Annotated in this window: 13 protein-coding genes and 1 pseudogene; 3 read left to right on the forward strand and 11 right to left on the reverse strand. The window is 73.1% G+C overall.

The annotated features are described in order from the left end of the window. A pseudogene (locus ABEB28_RS13685) lies at nt 1–457 on the reverse strand (hypothetical protein); the annotation flags it as partial. 496 nt (nt 458–953) lie between these two features. Between ABEB28_RS13685 and ABEB28_RS13690 the strand changes: the two are divergent. Then, nucleotides 954–1988, forward strand: a complete 1035-nt coding sequence (locus tag ABEB28_RS13690) for a type VII secretion protein EccE (RefSeq protein ID WP_345728429.1) — start codon at nt 954–956, stop codon at nt 1986–1988. Next, nucleotides 1985–2713, forward strand: a complete 729-nt coding sequence (locus tag ABEB28_RS13695) for a hypothetical protein (protein WP_345728430.1) — start codon at nt 1985–1987, stop codon at nt 2711–2713. The genes ABEB28_RS13690 and ABEB28_RS13695 overlap by 4 nt, the downstream gene beginning before the upstream one ends. Nucleotides 2714–2785: 72 nt before the next feature. Here the strand turns inward: ABEB28_RS13695 and ABEB28_RS13700 are convergent, their stop codons facing one another. From ABEB28_RS13700 to ABEB28_RS13735, 8 genes are all read right to left on the reverse strand, one after another. Next, the gene (locus ABEB28_RS13700) at nt 2786–3169 is read right to left on the reverse strand and encodes a hypothetical protein (protein ID WP_345728431.1); all 384 of its coding nucleotides are present in this window, start codon (nt 3167–3169) and stop codon (nt 2786–2788) included. Further along, a complete protein-coding gene (locus tag ABEB28_RS13705) occupies nt 3169–4014 on the reverse strand; it encodes an SseB family protein (RefSeq protein ID WP_345728432.1) in 846 nt (281 codons plus the stop codon). The genes ABEB28_RS13700 and ABEB28_RS13705 overlap by 1 nt, the downstream gene beginning before the upstream one ends. Nucleotides 4015–4042: 28 nt before the next feature. Beyond that, complete coding sequence (locus ABEB28_RS13710; protein ID WP_345728433.1) at nt 4043–5224, reverse strand: MarP family serine protease; 1182 nt, start codon at nt 5222–5224, stop codon at nt 4043–4045. A 131-nt stretch (nt 5225–5355) separates the two neighbouring features. Further along, complete coding sequence (locus tag ABEB28_RS13715) at nt 5356–5796, reverse strand: cupredoxin domain-containing protein (protein ID WP_345728434.1); 441 nt, start codon at nt 5794–5796, stop codon at nt 5356–5358. 33 nt (nt 5797–5829) lie between these two features. Further along, the gene (locus ABEB28_RS13720) at nt 5830–6543 is read right to left on the reverse strand and encodes an NUDIX hydrolase (protein ID WP_376981520.1); all 714 of its coding nucleotides are present in this window, start codon (nt 6541–6543) and stop codon (nt 5830–5832) included. 129 nt (nt 6544–6672) lie between these two features. Continuing rightward, entirely contained in the window at nt 6673–7269 is a 597-nt protein-coding gene (locus ABEB28_RS13725; protein ID WP_345728435.1) for a TlpA family protein disulfide reductase, read from the reverse strand. Then, nucleotides 7266–7946 carry an endonuclease III gene (nth, locus tag ABEB28_RS13730; protein ID WP_376981522.1) on the reverse strand — a complete coding sequence of 227 codons (681 nt, stop codon included), beginning with the start codon at nt 7944–7946 and terminating at the stop codon, nt 7266–7268. The genes ABEB28_RS13725 and nth overlap by 4 nt, the downstream gene beginning before the upstream one ends. A 113-nt stretch (nt 7947–8059) precedes the next feature. Further along, the gene (locus tag ABEB28_RS13735) at nt 8060–8998 is read right to left on the reverse strand and encodes a serine/threonine-protein kinase (protein WP_345728437.1); all 939 of its coding nucleotides are present in this window, start codon (nt 8996–8998) and stop codon (nt 8060–8062) included. A gap of 281 nt (nt 8999–9279) precedes the next feature. Between ABEB28_RS13735 and ABEB28_RS13740 the strand changes: the two genes are divergently transcribed. After that, nucleotides 9280–9954: a Crp/Fnr family transcriptional regulator gene (locus ABEB28_RS13740; protein ID WP_345728438.1), complete on the forward strand. Its 675-nt coding sequence runs from the start codon at nt 9280–9282 to the stop codon at nt 9952–9954. A gap of 215 nt (nt 9955–10169) precedes the next feature. Here ABEB28_RS13740 and ABEB28_RS13745 read toward each other — a convergent pair whose 3' ends face one another. Both ABEB28_RS13745 and ABEB28_RS13750 read right to left on the reverse strand, forming a co-directional pair. Then, the gene (locus ABEB28_RS13745; protein ID WP_345728439.1) at nt 10170–12098 is read right to left on the reverse strand and encodes a serine/threonine-protein kinase; all 1929 of its coding nucleotides are present in this window, start codon (nt 12096–12098) and stop codon (nt 10170–10172) included. 91 nt (nt 12099–12189) lie between these two features. Continuing rightward, on the reverse strand, nt 12190–15696 hold the full coding sequence (locus tag ABEB28_RS13750; RefSeq protein ID WP_345728440.1) for an adenylate/guanylate cyclase domain-containing protein: 3507 nt from the start codon (nt 15694–15696) through the stop codon (nt 12190–12192). Between the last annotated feature and the right edge of the window lie 67 nt (nt 15697–15763).

The following is a 15763-nucleotide window of genomic DNA, read 5'->3' on the forward strand; positions in this document are numbered from 1 at the left end:
CGCCGGGCACGGCGGGTCGGGCCGTCGTGGCCGGACGCCACGCCGTGCCCTCACCCGCGGCACCGCCCGCTCCCGGCGGCGACCGGCGGATCGGCGCGAACGCGCCCACCTGGAGCCCGCCCCAACCGGCCCCGCCGACAGCGGCCCCGCAACCGGCAGCACCTCCAGCCCCGCAGCCGGGACAGTCTCCGGCGGCCACCCAGCCGACGCCGCCGTCGGCGGCACTCGCCCCCGGCCTGAGCCGGCCACACTCCCATCCCCAACCCCGCCCACCGGCCTGGCCCGCGCCCGCACCGCCCCAGACCGCGTTGCCCCAGACCGCGTTGCCCCAGACCGCAGCGCCCCAGGCCGCGGCGCCCGCGCCCACGCCGCGCCCGGCGGTGGCACCCTCGGCCTTCGTGCCCGCAGCAGTCGCGCCCCCAGCGGTGGCGCACCCGGCGGTCGCGCACCCGACCACAGCACCCCACCCACGCCGATCACCCCAGCAACCCCGCCTCCCGGCGGCAACGCGCCCGGCGCTAACGCACCCCCCGGTGACGCACCCCCCGGTGACGCAATCCCCAGTGGCGCACCCCGCGACCACCTACCCCGCCGTAGCGCGCCCGGCGGCCCACCCAGCGACACGCCCAGCAGCGGCACTGTCCGCGGTAGCCACCCCGACCGCCACAGCCCACTCCGCCGCAGCGCGCTCTGCGGCAACACCCACAGCCGTCGCCCGCGCCCAGGTCGGCGCAGCCCTCGCCCCCGTCCGTCCGAGGGCCCAGGCCGCGGCCTCCCCGGTCGGATCCCCACCCGAACGACCCCCCGCTCGAACTCCACTTCCCACACCCCGCCGCGCGTCCGGGCGGATCGGTCCGGTCCACATCGGTCAGATCGCGTGCTGGCAGGCCGTGGTCGCCGGCCTGGTCGCCGGGATCGGCCGCTCGCCAGCGGTCCTGGCGTCGGCTTGCCTCGTGGCGGCGGCCGTTCTCGCGGTCACCGCGACCCGGGTGCAGGGCCGCTGGACGTACGAGTGGATCGGGTTGGTCACGCGCTACTCCGTGCGGCGACGCCGCTGGTCGGCCGCCCCCGGTCCGGACCCTGCGATCCTCACCGCGGTCTCCCCCGGCGCCCGCATCGGCCAGATCGAACCCGACGCTCGCGCGGGTCGCCTCGACGCCGACGCCGAGGAGCCGATCGGCGTCGTCACGCACGAGGCGGGCCTCACCGCGGTCCTCGCGATCGAGCCCACCACCGACCGCAGCGTCCCGCTGCCCGCCCCGCTCGCACTGCTGCCGATGGCCGAGGCCGGCGAGTCACCGATCACCGCGCAGGCTCTCGTCGAGGTCGTTCCCGCACCGCTGGGCACGCTGGCGGGCACCAGCGTCGAGCAGTCCTACCGGGGCCTGCACGGACGGCCACCGCCGGCCCGCCGCCACGGCTGGATCGCCCTGCAGGCCGTTCGGGTACCCGATCGGTCCGACTCCGACGTCCAGGAGCTGGGCACGGCGCTGACCAGTGCGCTGCGCCGCACCCGCCGTCGCCTGACCAAGGCCGGGCTCGCCACCCGGGTCCTTGACCGGAACGAGCTGGCCGACACGATCGACGAGCTCGGCTCCGACCAGCCGGATGCGGAGTACGGCGCCGCTCCGAGCGGCGCGATGGCCGAGGAGTGGGCGCATTGGCGGACTCCCTCGTCCGCGCAGGCGACGCTGTCCGTGGTCGGCTGGCCGGACCTGTCCGATCCGGTCGCGGCTTCGGCGTTCGACCGCCTTCCGGACGCCGCCGGAGTGCCCACCGTGCTCGCGCTCGGCGTCCGCCGCGCCGACCGGGGCGTCGAAGTGCAGGCCGTGATCCGGCTGACGGCTGCTACCCGGGCCGACGTCGACCGCGCGGTCGCCTCGGTGCGGGCCAGCGCGGCCTCCGCGGGGCTGCGGCTCCGCCGGCTGGACGGCGAGCAGGTCCACGGGCTCGCCGCGACGCTGCCGCTGGGGGTGTTCCTCCGATGAGCCGTCGACACCCGCCACTGGCGGAGCCCCGTCCGACCGGCGCGGAACTCGGCCAGGTGCCGTCCCTGCTCCTCCCGGTCGACGCGGTCGACGCGGTCGACCCGGTCACGCTCCCACTCCGCGTCGGTGGCGACGGCACCGTGCTCGGCGTCGACCCGCACGGCGCACCGCTCGCAGTGCGGCTGTTCCGCGCGGCACCCACCCGGATCGTCCTGGTGGGTTCACCCCGCTGCGCGCAGCTGACCGCCTTTCGGACGCTGGCCTCCGGCGCGCAGGTCGTCGTCGGCACCGCACGTCCCCAGACGTGGGCACCGCTCGTCGGGGCCGCACCACCGGGCACGGTCGCGGTCCGCCCGGCCGACGCCCCACCCCTCGCCTCCGGACGACGTACTCGGCCGCTCCTCCACATCGACGACGCCCCGCCCTACGACACGCCGCCGGAGCTACCAGCAGGGCGATGGACGACGGTCGTCACGCTCCGGGAGGCGCTGACCCACCGGGAAGCCGAGCTGGTGGAGCACGCCGACCTCGTACTCCTGCAACCCCTCGTGCAAACCGAGGCCGAGGTGCTGGCTTCGGCACTCCGCGTGCCCGGGATCGACCAGCGGTTGGCGCGGTTGCCCGCCGATGTGCTGACGGTGGCCGACCGGCGCGGCGTCCGCTGGGGACGCCTGTCGGTCACCCCGATCGAGCACCACTCCTTCGGCCCCGCGCTGCGCCGCTGACGCAGGCGCCGCACTGCGCCGCTGACGCCGGCCCCGCGCTGTGCCGCCAACGGAGCCTCCGCGCTGATCCAACTAGCGGATCAGGACGGTCTCCATCCGAACGCCGGTGAGCTCGTCGCTGCGTACCCGGATCTCGTACACGCCGCGCTCGACCCGCGTGCACCCGAGTCGAGCCGCCACCGCGGCGTTTCCGCCGGTGTACTCCAAGTGCGCCCACCCGCCCTCGCGAGAGCGCAGCAGGAACGGCTGGTCCCGCCAGGTCGCCACCGGCCGGTCGTACCCGAGCTGCTCCAGATCGGCCGCGAGCACGATCCGGCGGTACCGCCCCTCCCCGACACGATCGAAGCCGGGCTCCGGCCGATCGGTGTAGAGCCGGATCCACAGCTCCTCGGTCGTGGGCGCCGGGAACGCCTCGTACTCCTGACCCCGCCAGCGGGCTACGTAGCCGGCCCGCATCAGGCGGCCCGCACCAGCAACCAGCGGCGCTGGTCGGCGTCGAACACGGCGATCCGCTGTTCCGGACCGCCCGGCGGCAGTCGGTAGATCTCGCTTCCGTGCGGCGGCAGTACGCCGTCCACCTTGTATTCGCGGATCACCAGCTCGGGGCCGGGCACGAACCCGGTGCCGCGGAACGGCGGCGGTTCCACGACCCACCCGAACATCGCTGCCGCGCCCGCCTCGTCGGCGCCGCCGTACGGCACCCGGTAGAGGGCCGACCCGACCAGCGCCCACCGCAGCAGGTAGATCGCGCCGTCAGCGTCGCAGACGTCGGTTCCGAGCCCGAGTGCCGCCAGCAACGCCGCCGGATCGTCCGGCAGCGACGCGTCGGCGAGCCGGTGCGCGAACCCGCTGATCGCCGAGTATTCGCCGGCCAGATAGCCGGTCACCTGGTCGAACGTGAGCACCTTCTGCAGCACCGGCCGCTCCGCGTCGACGTCCGGATCCTCCCGCGCCAGCCGCGCGACCGTGCCTGCCTCGAGCAGCAGCCGGGACTCCAGGCCTGGGTTCACCGCGAGGTGCCAGTGCGGATCCGGCCAGAACGCGGCGAGCTGGAGGAACCCGATCGGCCGGCTCGATTCACCGGCTCCGGAGCGGCCGAACGCGTCCACCGACGTGAACGCCGGCAACCACGTCCGGCCGTCGACGGTCGCGGTGGCCCACGCCAACGGCGCGGCTCCATCGGCGGTAGGCGGCGGCACCGGGACGACCAGGTCGGCGTCGCGTAACGCGGCGAGGGCCGGGCCCAACGCGTCCGGATCCGCCGCGGCCGCAGCCAGCAGGTCCTCCAGCTCCGAGCTCACCGTGCCTCCCCCACGACCGCGGACGGACTCAGTCGCAGCCCTGGGTGCTGACCTCCTCGGTGGCCCGCTGGCCGTTGACGGCCGCCTCGGTCACCTGGTCGACGCTCAGCGCGAAACCGGTGTCCGGGTCGTCGACCGCAGCCGCGAAGACGACGCCGTACACGGTGCCGTCGGCGGCGAGCAGTGGGCCACCGGAGTTGCCGCTCCGCACCTCGGAGCGCAGCATCAGCACTTCGCGCTGCACCTGGCCGGACTGGTAGATGTTCGGGCCCTTGATCACCCGCTCGTCGCGGATCCGGGCCGGGGTCGCGGTGTACGGACCGTCCTCCGGATAGCCGACGACGATCGCGTCCGCTCCGCTGACCGCCCGCTGGTTGAACTTCAGCACCGGCGCCTCGAGGTCGTCGACCTCCAGAACCGCGACGTCGACGTCCGGGTCGTACCAGACCACCTTCGCCTCGTACGGCTCGCCGAGCACCTCGACCTTCACTTCGTCGGTGCCGGCGATCACGTGGGCGTTGGTCATCACGCGGTTCTGTGCGTAGACGAAGCCGGTGCCCTCCAGCCGCCGGTCACAGGACGACGCTTGGCCGATCACCTTGACCACGGACGCCTGCGCGTTCTTGACCGTGGGGGACCCTGCCAGCGCGCTGTCCGGCGCCGGGACGTCCCGCACCTCGGTCGGCGTCAGCGGCCCCAGCACCTGCGGGAATTCGCCCTGCTCGACGACCTCACCGAAGCGCTGGTAGAGCTGGCGCACCGCGTCCGGAACCGCGTTGTTGACCGCGTCGATCACCACCGAGCGCCGGACCTGACCGGCCAGCCACGGCGACGAGGACGACGCCAGCGGCGTCGCCACCATCCAGGAGACGAGCAGCAGCGCGATGACCGAGACGATCGACCCGCCGAAACCGTCGACCACCCGCAGACCGGAGGAGCGCATGCTGGCCCGCACCCGGCTCCCGATCGCCACCGCGAGGACCTGACCGATCAACGCACAGCCGAACGCCACCGCCAGGGCGGTCGCCACCCGGCTGGTTTGGCTCGTGAACTGGTTCGCGATGACCGGAGCTAACTGGACGCCGAACAGCGCGCCTCCGAAGAACCCGACGAACGACAACGCCCCGACGACGAAACCCTGGCGGTATCCGCTCACTGCGAAACCGATGATTCCGACGACGAGAGCGAGGTCGAGGAGGCTTCCGTCCACTCGAGGTCCTTCCGGTCAGGTGCGTCGCGGGGGCATTGAGACTTGTTCAGGTCCGGCCCACTGCGGTTGATCTCCGCAGATCATGAGCCCAGAGGAGCGAAGGGGCGAACCGAGCCTGAATAAGCCTCATCTCAACTGACGTCGATCACACCGACCATGTTCGACGTGAGGTGGAACGTACAGACGAAGTCATAGCGTCCGCGACTGAGCGTGACCTCGATCGACCGTTCCTGGTCCTTGGAGACCAGGCCGGTGTTGATCTTGACCGGGCGGACCTCCAGATCATGGGGCGTTCCGCCGGTCGTGCGCAGTGTGATGCGCAACTTGCCGGGCTTCGCCTTGATAACCGACGGTTCGTAACGGAGTTGATCGTCTCCGGTGACGGTGATCTCCTGCATTCCGTTCGCGCCGACGGTCGCGCTCGCCATGGTCGTCGGCGATTCGCTCGGGTCACCGGCGGGTCCGCCGCCGGAGCACGCGCCGACAGCGAGCACGGAGAGCAGAGCGGAGGCGACCGGTACGGCGACGGCCACGAGGGGCCCAGCCGCCCCATGGCGTCGAGACGAGAACACACGGCCACCGTAGCTGGCCGGTCCCAACCCTCGTCAGCGCACCGCGTCCGGCGGCTGCGTCCGCCGGGCCAGCGCCAGGTCCTCGGCGGGCAGGTCGCGCATGTTGTGGCGGTTCCACGGTTGGGACCACCCGGCGAGGTCGAGGACGAACGAGATGAGCCCGGCGGTGAAGCCCCAGACGAACATGTCGCTGACGCCGAAGCCGGGGCCGAGCACGCCGCTGGGGTGCCGGACCCGGAACCGGTTGTCGGGGTTGACCAGGTCGGCGAGCGGCACCCGAGCCACGGTCGCGACCTCTGCCGGATCGGCGGGACCGACCGGATGCGGTCGTTCCCACCAGCCGAGCACACCGGTCACGATGAAGCCCGAAACCGGGATGAGCACCGGTGGCAGCTCACCGATCACGCGTACGGAGCCCGGGTCGAGCCCGACCTCCTCGTTCGCCTCCCGCAGCGCGGTGCCGACCGGACCGTCGTCATCGGGGTCGGTCGCACCACCGGGGAACGCCGGCTGTCCGGCGTGCGCCCGCAGGGTGGCCGCCCGCTGCAGCAACAGGACGTCAGGGCCGTGCTCACCCTCGCCGAACAGGATCAGGACCGCGGACGGACGTCCGCCGCCGTCCGGTGGCGGGACGAACCGGGAGATCTGCTCGCTGCGGACCTGCGGCAGCGACTCCACCAATCGGTGCAGCCACGGCGGCAGCGCGTCCGCGCCGGGTTCGGGGTGGCCGGGCGTGTCGGGCCCCACGGACCAGGTCGCCCCGCTCACACCGGTACCGCTTCTCGCGTCGTCACCAGACCAGCGTGCACTCCACGCTCACGTTCGCACAGTCGCCGACGTGTCACCACGAACGAGAAAACCGCGCGGCGGCCGACGTCATTCCACCTTCACGCCGAGATATCGGCTGACCAACGCAGTCAGGGTCGCGTCGGTGAGCGGCGCGCCGCGATAGACGTGGACGACTTCGCCGTCCGCGGCGACGAACACGGTCACGGGCAGCGCGTTCACGCCCAGCGCCTTGCGCACCCGCTGGTCCCGGTCGTAGACGTTGGCGAACGTGACGTCCAGGTCACCGGCGGCGGCGACCGCGCGCCGGGCGTCGTCGGCCGTGTTGACCCCGAGCACGGCCAGGCGGCTACCTGCCGCTCGTGCCAGCCGGACGAACGACGGCATCTCCGCACCGCACGGCGGGCACCACGATCCCCACAGGTTGAGTACCAGCGGACGCCCGGTCGGAGCGCCGACCCTGACCGAGGTGCCGCTCCCGTCCATGCAAGGCAATGCGGTGACGCCTGCGAGCGGACTGTCGGCGGGTGGCTCCCCGGCGCCGGTCGGGCAGGCCGCGAACCCGCTGTTCCGGAACGAAGCCGGCGTCGACGACGCGACCGCGGGGTCGTCGACGTCCCCACCACCGCACGCGGCCACCAGCGTGAGCAGAGCCGCCGCGGCGAACAGCCGGAGCCGTCCGCTCACGCCCCGACCAACGCGGCCAGCTCGTCGACCCGAGGGCCCTTGAGCAGCTTCACCGCTGTCGGCAGGTCGGTCGGGCCGGTGCCGTACGCGGGGCACAGGGGCGCCAGCGTGCACGCTCCGCAGGCGGGTTTGCGAGCGTGGCAGACACGTCGGCCGTGGAAGATCAGCCGATGGGAGAGCATCGTCCAGTCTTTGCGAGGGAACAGGTCGCCGACGATCTGCTCGACCTTGACCGGATCTTCCTCGGCGGTCCAGCCGAACCGCCGCACGAGACGCCCGAAGTGCGTGTCGACAGTGATGCCCGGAATCCCGAACGCGTTGCCGAGGACGACGTTCGCGGTCTTGCGCCCGATGCCCGGTAGCGTGACCAGCTCCGCCAGCGTCCGGGGCAGCTCACCGTCGAACCGCTCGACCAGAGCTTGGCCCAGTCCGATCAGCGAGGTCGTCTTCGCCCGGAAGAAGCCGGTCGGCTTGAGGATCGTCTCCAACTCGGTGCGGTCGGCACCGGCGTAGTCCTCGGCCGTCCGGTACTTCGCGAACAACGTCGGCGTGGTCAGGTTGACCCGGACGTCGGTTGTCTGCGCCGACAGGATCGTGGCGACCGCGAGCTCCAGCGGCGTGGTGAAATCCAGTTCGCAATGCGCGTCGGGGTGGGTCTCGGTGAGGATCCGGTGCATCCGGCGGGCCCGGCGCTTCAACGCGAGCGGGCTCTCCACGGCGGCGACTGTCACGCCGAAAGAGTAGGCCACGCTCCGGCGGTCCCGCTCTCGCGTGGGCGAGGGAGCGTGGCCTACGTACTTCCTCCGGCAGGCGGGCGCAGCCGCGGGAGGCGAGCGGTGGGCTGGTCGGCCACGTCGTGGTCGGCTCCGGGCGCACCCGGGTCGGCGAGCCGCTCCGGTGCGCTGCCGAGCGCGGCTCGCTGGGCCCGCAGCGCGTCCCGCAGCGCCCCGGCGGTGGGGAGCCGGTTCTCCGGCTCCCGGGCCATCCCGGCGCGTAGCACCGCGACCACCGAGTCCGGCACGCCGGGGATCCTCGGGATCGGCGCGGAGTGCAGCGCCGCGATCTCGCCGTCGGTGAGGCTCCCCGCCCCGGCCGGCCAGCGCGGCGGACGGCCGGTGAGGAGCGCGTAGAGCGTCGCGGACAAGCCGTACACGTCCACCGCAGGCGTCGGACGGCGCGACCAGAACATCTCCGGCGCCGCGTACGCCGGGGTGAGCAGCTCCAGCGTCGTCGTCGACTCGGTGGTCGGGTCGTACCGGGCCGCGAGCCCGAAGTCGGCCAGCTCCGGATGCCCGTACCGGTCGTAGAGCACGTTGGCGGGCTTCACGTCCCGATGCACGACACCGACCCGGTGCGCGGCCGCCAAAGCGTCCGCGATCGCCACCCCGACGTCGAGCACCTGGGTCAGCGGCATCGAGCCGTGCTGACGCAGGTAGTCGGCGAGCGATCCGGCCGGGCAGAGTTCCATGACCAGGTACGCGCGGCCGTCGGCGGTGATCCCGGCGTCGTGGATGTCGATCACGTTCGGATGACCGGAGACCTGCCCCGCCGCACGCACCTCGGCGCGGAATCGGGCCCGGTCCGCCTCGTCGAGCAGCACACGGTGGTCGATCTTCACCGCGACCTCGCGGCCGATCGACTCCTGAAGTGCCCGGTACACCGTGGAGAATCCGCCGCTGCCCAACACGGACAGGATCGTGAACCCCGGGACCGGGGCGGCACCCTCCACCCGGCCTCCCGTCGACGCGCTGCCCGGCGGCGCAGCCACCGACCATCGAAGCCACAGCCTACGGTGCACGTTGGGCAGCCCGAGTCGGACACCGGACAGCCCTCGATATCGCGATCTCGGCGGATTTTCGATAGCGGAGAATAGGTGTTTCCGAAACGATCCAGGTCGTCGCGTTCGGAACCAGAAATAGTGACTCGGGGCGTCGGGAGCGGGTCATTGCCCGCCCCGTCCCATGCGCCCCATAGACTCACCGACAGTCTGCCGCTGCTGGAGGTGGGGTCATGGACGAGGTACTTGCCCGCTCAGGGCTGTTTCAGGGGGTCGAGCCGGAGTCAGCTGAGGCTCTCGCGGCCCACCTGGAGTACCTCGACATCCCGAAGGGTCACACGATCTTCTCCGAAGGGGAGCTCGGTGACTCGCTTTATATCGTGATGTCCGGGAAGGTTAAGGTCGGTCGCCGCGCTGCGGATGGCCGAGAAAACATGATCGCGGTGATGGGCCCGTCCGATCTGTTCGGCGAGCTGTCCCTCTTCGACCCTGGTCCCCGAACGGCGAGCGCGGTCGCGGTGACCGATGCGAAGGTCGCCCGGATGCGACAGCAGTCGCTCCGACCGTGGATCACCAACCGGCCCGAGATCGCCGAGCAGCTCCTGCGGGTGCTCGCCCGTCGGCTGCGTCGGACGAACGACGCGCTGGCCGACCTGATCTTCACCGACGTGCCGGGGCGGGTCGCGAAGAACCTGCTGCAGCTCGCCAAGCGGTTCGGGACGCGCGAGGGCACCGGTCTGCGCCTCACGCACGACCTGACGCAGGAGGAGATCGCGCAGCTCGTCGGCGCGTCCCGGGAGACCGTGAACAAGGCGCTGGCCGACTTCACGTCCCGCGGGTGGCTACGCCTCGAGGGAAAGTCCGTCGTCCTCTTGGATCCAGAACGCCTGTCCCGCCGCGCCCGCTAGTGGGCGGCCCGCGCCGAACAGCACAGTGCGGACGCTGCGCAGCGTCCGCACTGTGCTGTTCAAGCGCCGCTAGGCGCGTTGCTTGTGTACTTGCTACGGCGATGGAGCCCGCTGAGGGCGTCGCTCGCAGTCGAGCGCGACGACGTCGTGACCTTTGGCCTGCTGTCATAAGGAGTCGCGCTCGCCTGTGAGCGTCGTTCTCAGCGGGCCGCCCACTAGACGAAGTAGGGGCGGCTTAGTTCGTCGGTGCCTTTGCCGGCCAGGCAGCGGAACTTCGTGGCTCCGAGCGCGGACACGCTCGTGCGCCACCCGCTGGCGTCCTGGCCGGTCGCGGTGAGCACCGCGGTGAGAACCGACGGCGAGCACAGGAACTGCACGTGCGGATCGGCGCGCAGCGCCCGCGCGTCGGTGCCCCGCGTGCTGGACGAGACCGTTCCGATCACGAACGTTTCCCACGTGTGGTTGTTCGTGCAACCACGAGCCTTCACCGCGCCGTCGGACTCGTCCCGCCAGCACTCCGGATTGGCCGGGCACTGCGCCTGCATCCCGGAGCCGGTCGCGGCCAGCACCGCCACCTCACAGGCGCTACCGAACGCGTTGGTGCCGGTGGTGGTGGTCGGCAGCCCGTCGAGCGGGAAGCCAGGCAGCTCTCCGCTTCGTGACGGCGAAGGCAGCGGCGTCCCCGCCGGGGAGGTGGGCTGCGGGGCATCGGTCGGCACCGACGTCGCCGGCGGACGCGGCTCGTCGTCAGAACCGGCGAGGAAGCCGGTTACCGCGACCCCGATCCCGACGGCGACCACCAATACGGCCACTACGACGCCGAGAATGAGCAGCGTGCGCTTCGTCCCGCCGCTGCTCGGCGGACCACCCGGTGGCGGCGCGGAGAAGCCGCCCGGCGGCGGACCGTACGGCGGGGGGTATCCCCCGGCGTCCGGTTTCGCGGAGCCGAACGTGCTGCTCGGGAACACCGAGGTGGGGTTGGCACCGCCGCGCGGCGGTCCGCTGGTCGGCCCGGGGCCGGGCGGGCCGCTGAACGACGCAGGTGGGCTGGTCTGCGCAGGCGGACCACTGTGCGGACGCGCCGGCGGCAAACCGCCCTGCTGCCAGCCTCCGGTCACCGGGCCGCCCGTGCCGGCGGCGTACCCGCCGCCGGAGTACGGCGGTGCCGACTGCGGCCGGTACGACGGCGGTCCGGACGAGGGCGGTCCCGACGACGGCGGTGCAGACGAGGGTGCTCCGGACGACGGCGCAGACGGTCCGCTCACCGGCCCCACCGCGCCGAACGCGTGCCGCGACCCGGTGTCCGGATCGAGATCCATCGCGGCCAGCGCGTCCCGGAGCTCGGCGGCCGTCCCGAACCGGTCCTCCGCGTACGGCGCCATCGCCTGCCGCAACACGTTCGAGAACGACGCCGGAACACCCGGGATGTCCGGGACCGGCTCATCCAGCATCATCACCATCGTGGCGAGGCTGGGCGTTCCCGTCTCCGGCCACCTCGGCGGACGCCCGGACAGCAACGCGTAGAGCGAGGCACCGAGCGCGTACTGGTCGCCGAGTGGGGTCGGAGGCTCCATCCGGAAGACCTCGGGCGGCGCGTAGGCGGGCGTCAGCGCCTCGATCGTTACGGAGAGTTCCCGGTTGGGGTCGGGCAGCGCCGCGAGACCGAAGTCCGCCAGGCCCGGCACCCCGTACCGGTTGATGAGGATGTTCCCCGGCTTCACGTCCCGGTGCAGGATGCCGTTGTCGTGCGCTGCCTGCAGCGCGTCCGCGATCTTGACCCCGACGTCACGCACCTCGGCCGGGGACAGTGGGCCGTGCTGACGCAGGCGGGTCGCGTACGAGCCGCCGGTGCAGAGCTCCATCACCAGGTACGGGTGGTTGTCCTCGGTCACGCCGGCGTCGTAGACGTTGACGACGTTCGGGTGGCCGGACATGCGGCCGGCCGCCTCCGCCTCGCGGAGGAATCGGCGCCGGTCACGCTCGGACTCCAGCGAACGGGTGTCGATTTTGAGCGCGACCTCGCGGCCGATCGAGTCCTGCCGGGCGCGGTAGACGGTGGAGTACCCGCCGCGCGCCAGAACGGTCAGATCGGACAGACCGGCCACCGGGGATGCCGGTTGGGTTCCGGACGCCTCACTTCGCACGTGGACGACCGTACCGACTTCCTGCGAGTGATGGGCCGTGAGCTGCCTCGCGGTGCACTGTCTCTTTGCCGTCACTCACCCCGAACACGGCCTAGCTGGGTCGCGCGAGGGCGTGCGCGAGCGCCACCCGGTCACGCACCGTATCGCTGGCCGCCCGCTCCGAAGCCTGTTCGGTGCCGTAGGCGAGCGCAACCGCCTCGTCGGCTGCGGCCAGCGCTTCGGGCAGGGCGCCGGTCGCGGCGAGCGAGACCGCCAGCGCCCGGCGGGAAACGATCCGGCTGCGGATGTCCTCGGCCGGTACCCGAGACGCCCGGCGAGCCCACTCCAGCGACTCCTCCGCCTTGCCCGCCTCCAGCAGCACACCTGCGTAGTGGGCCAGTGCCTGCCTCCGCGGGAACAGCAGCGACGGTCCGCTGGCGTCGTTCACCACCTCGGCGAGCAGCTTGATCGCGCCGTCCCGGTCACCGCTCAGGCGGCGGGCCTGCGCCTGGAGCACGAGCGGACCGACCCGAGTCGACGGATCCACCTCCAGCGGTGCGATGAGCTCCAGCGTCCGGACGGCGTCCGCTTCGGCGGCGGCCAGCTCGCCGGCGCTGAGACGGCAGTAGCCGCGCACGGTGAGCGCGATGCCCGCGGTGAGCGGATGCCGGATCTGGGCACCGATCTCCAGCGCCTCGGACAGCAGGTCGACGGCCTCGTCCAGCCGGTCGAGCCCGCGGGCGATCACCCCGCGGACGGTCAGCGCCAGGCTGGCCCCCCAGGGGTCGTGTCCGGCGACGAACGCGGCGTGCGCCAGGTCGGCCTGGTCGGTGGCGTGGGTGAGGTCGCCGAGCTCGGCCGCGGCGAACGCGTCCACGATCCGGAGCGCGGCCACCGCCCAACCGTCGGCGACCCGCTCGGCGTACGGCACGAACTTCTCCGCGAGGCGCCGCGCCTCGTGTAGGCGTCCCTCCAGCAGGCGGACGAAGGCCGTGGTGCCGCGCACCCACGACCGGCCGGCCGGGTCGTCGAGCCGGGCGAACACCGCCCGCGCCTCCTCCAGCACCCGGTCGGCCCGGCCGAAGTCGCCGCGAGTCGTCGCCGACCAGGCCAGGTGCTGCAGCGCCCAGGCGGTACCCGGCCCGTCGTTCGAGGCCGACGCCACCCGGTAGGCCGCCGTGAAACGACGCTCGGCCATCGGCAACCGGCCGCCGAGATAGTCGAGCATGCCGAGCCGCCGGAGCGCCTCGCTCTCGCAGTGCGGCAGGTCCGCGGCCCGGGACCGGCGCAGCGCCGAACTCCATGCGGCGACGGCCGCCCTGGTCTCGCCGCCCGCCCGCAGCGCCTCGCCCTTCACCAGCAGCGCGGCGACCGCGACCGGGCCGTCCCCGACCGCCACCGCCGCCGCCAGCTCGCGCGCCTCGTCGGTCCGTCCGCTGGCCAACAGCGCCCGCGCCCGGAGTAGTCGGAGGTCGTCCGCACCTACCGCACCCTGGCCCCGTTCGGGGAGGAGTGCGATCGCACGATCGAGCAGGCCGAGCGCGCGCCCTGGCTCGCCGAGCGCGATCGTGCGCTCGGCGAGCCGGTGCAGTGCGGTCACCCCGATGCCGGCGACCTGCCGGGCCTGGTGCTGGGGAGGGAGCGACATCTCGTCGGCCAGCCGCAACGCCCGCTCGGCGTGGCGCGCCACGAACTCGTCGCGCTCCACCTCGGACAAGCCGCGTACCGGCTCCGCGTCGGCCCAGCGGGCGATCCGGGCGTGCCGCGCCGCCAGGTCGGCGTGGCCGATGCCGCTGTAGGCCGCCTCCCGCATCAGCGCGGTGACGAACCCGTAGCCACCGCTGGCGGTACGCCGGAGCATGCGCCTGCTGATCAGGTCGGCGAGGGCTCGGTCGAGGTCGGACGTCGCGCTGGCGAGCGAGCGACGGCTGCCCCGCAGCTCCTCGAGAGCGCCGGCCGGGACCCGGTCGCCGACGACGGCGGCGTCCCGGAGCACGGTCCGTGGGTACTGCGGCAGAGCGTCGATCCGGGCCGTCAGCACCGCGGCCAGATCCGAGGAGAGCAGGCGCCCGGCGAACCCGCCGGGCGCGAGCCGCCAGCCGTTGGCTCCGCCGGTCAGCCGCCCCTGCTCGACCAGGAGCGAGACCAGTTCGGCCAGGTAGAACGGGTTGCCCTGCGCGGTCGCGAGCAGCCGCGTCTCGTCCGCGCGGTCCAGCGGCCCGCCGAGGTACGAACGCAGCAGCCGGGACACCGCGGCACCGGTCAGCGGCGGCAGCGGCAGCGGCTCGGCGGCCGGCAGACGGGTCAGCAGGCCGTGCGTCCGCACGAGCTCGGGACGGCCGAGCAGCAGCACGAGCACGGCTCCGTCCAGGCGGTCGACGAGCGCCCCGATCGCGTCCAGCGTGTCCGCTGACGCGTGGTGGACGTCGTCCACCTCGACCAGCAGCGGCTCGGTTGTGGCCAGGCCGGTGAGCAAGGCGGCGAGCACCGACGGCATCCGTTCCCGGCGCCCCGCCGCGGTGGAGATCCCCGGGACGCCGCTCAGCGCGTCCACGTCGGATTCCACGCCGACCAGGTCGAACAGGACCTCGACGCCTCCCGGGCCGAGCCCCGGGTCGGGCAGGTCGGTGGCGACCCGGCGGATGCGCTCGGCGATCCGGTCAGCCGCGTCGTCCGGCTCGACGCCGCACGCCTGCCGCACCAGATCCGCCAACGGCGCCAGCCGCCCGGTCTCGCCGAACGCCGGGCAGCGCGTGGAGAGGGCCCGAGCCCCGAACGAGTCGCCGACCATCCGGGCGAGCTCCGCACCGAGCCGGGTCTTGCCCGCACCGGCTTCGGCGGTGACGACGACGACCCGGGGCTCGCCCTCGTCGACGACCTCCGCGAACCGGCCCACCAGGCGTCCGGTCTCGACCTCCCGGCCGACGAACGGCGCCTCGTCACCGAGCCCCGGCCGGATACCCGGGGCGTCCCGCAGTCCGAGCAGTTCGTAGGCCTCGACCGGCTGGCGCTTGCCCTTGAGCCGCAGCGGCGGCAGCCGACGCCATGCCGCGCGGTCGCGGGTCGCGCGCTGGGTCCGGGCCCCCGCGTAGACCGCGCCCATGCCGGCGGCGTCGGACAGCCGGGCAGCGGTGTTCACGGTGTCGCCGATGACCGTGTACGAGAGCGCGGCCTGGACACCGGCGACCACCTCACCGGTGTTCACCCCGACTCGCAGCCCGAGACGGCGTCCGCCGCCCAACTCGTCCTCGATCACGCGCTTGACCGCGCGCTGCATGGCCAGCGCCGAACGGACCGCGCGCTCCGGATCGTCCTCGTGGGCGACCGGAGCGCCGAAGACGGCCATGATGCCGTCGCCGGTCAGCTTGTCGACGTGACCGCCGAAGGCGGTGACGGTGCGCGCGCAGGCCGCCAGCACCCGGTCGGTCAGCCGCCCGACCCGTTCCGGGTCGAGGTCCTCCGACCAGGCGGTGAAATCGGTGAGGTCGCCGAAGAGCACGGTGACCACCCGGCGTTCGGTCGCGAACCCGGTCGGTTCGACGTCCGGCAGGCGGGCACCGCAGTGATGGCAGTACCGCGCCCCAGGCACCGCGACCGTGCCGCAGACGGGACAGGTCATGGTCGGTACCCGGTCGAAGGCGGCGGTGCCCACTGGAGGGCGGGACAGGTCATGGTCGGTACCCGGT

The organism is Cryptosporangium minutisporangium (assembly GCF_039536245.1).
Lineage (GTDB): Bacteria > Actinomycetota > Actinomycetes > Mycobacteriales > Cryptosporangiaceae > Cryptosporangium > Cryptosporangium minutisporangium.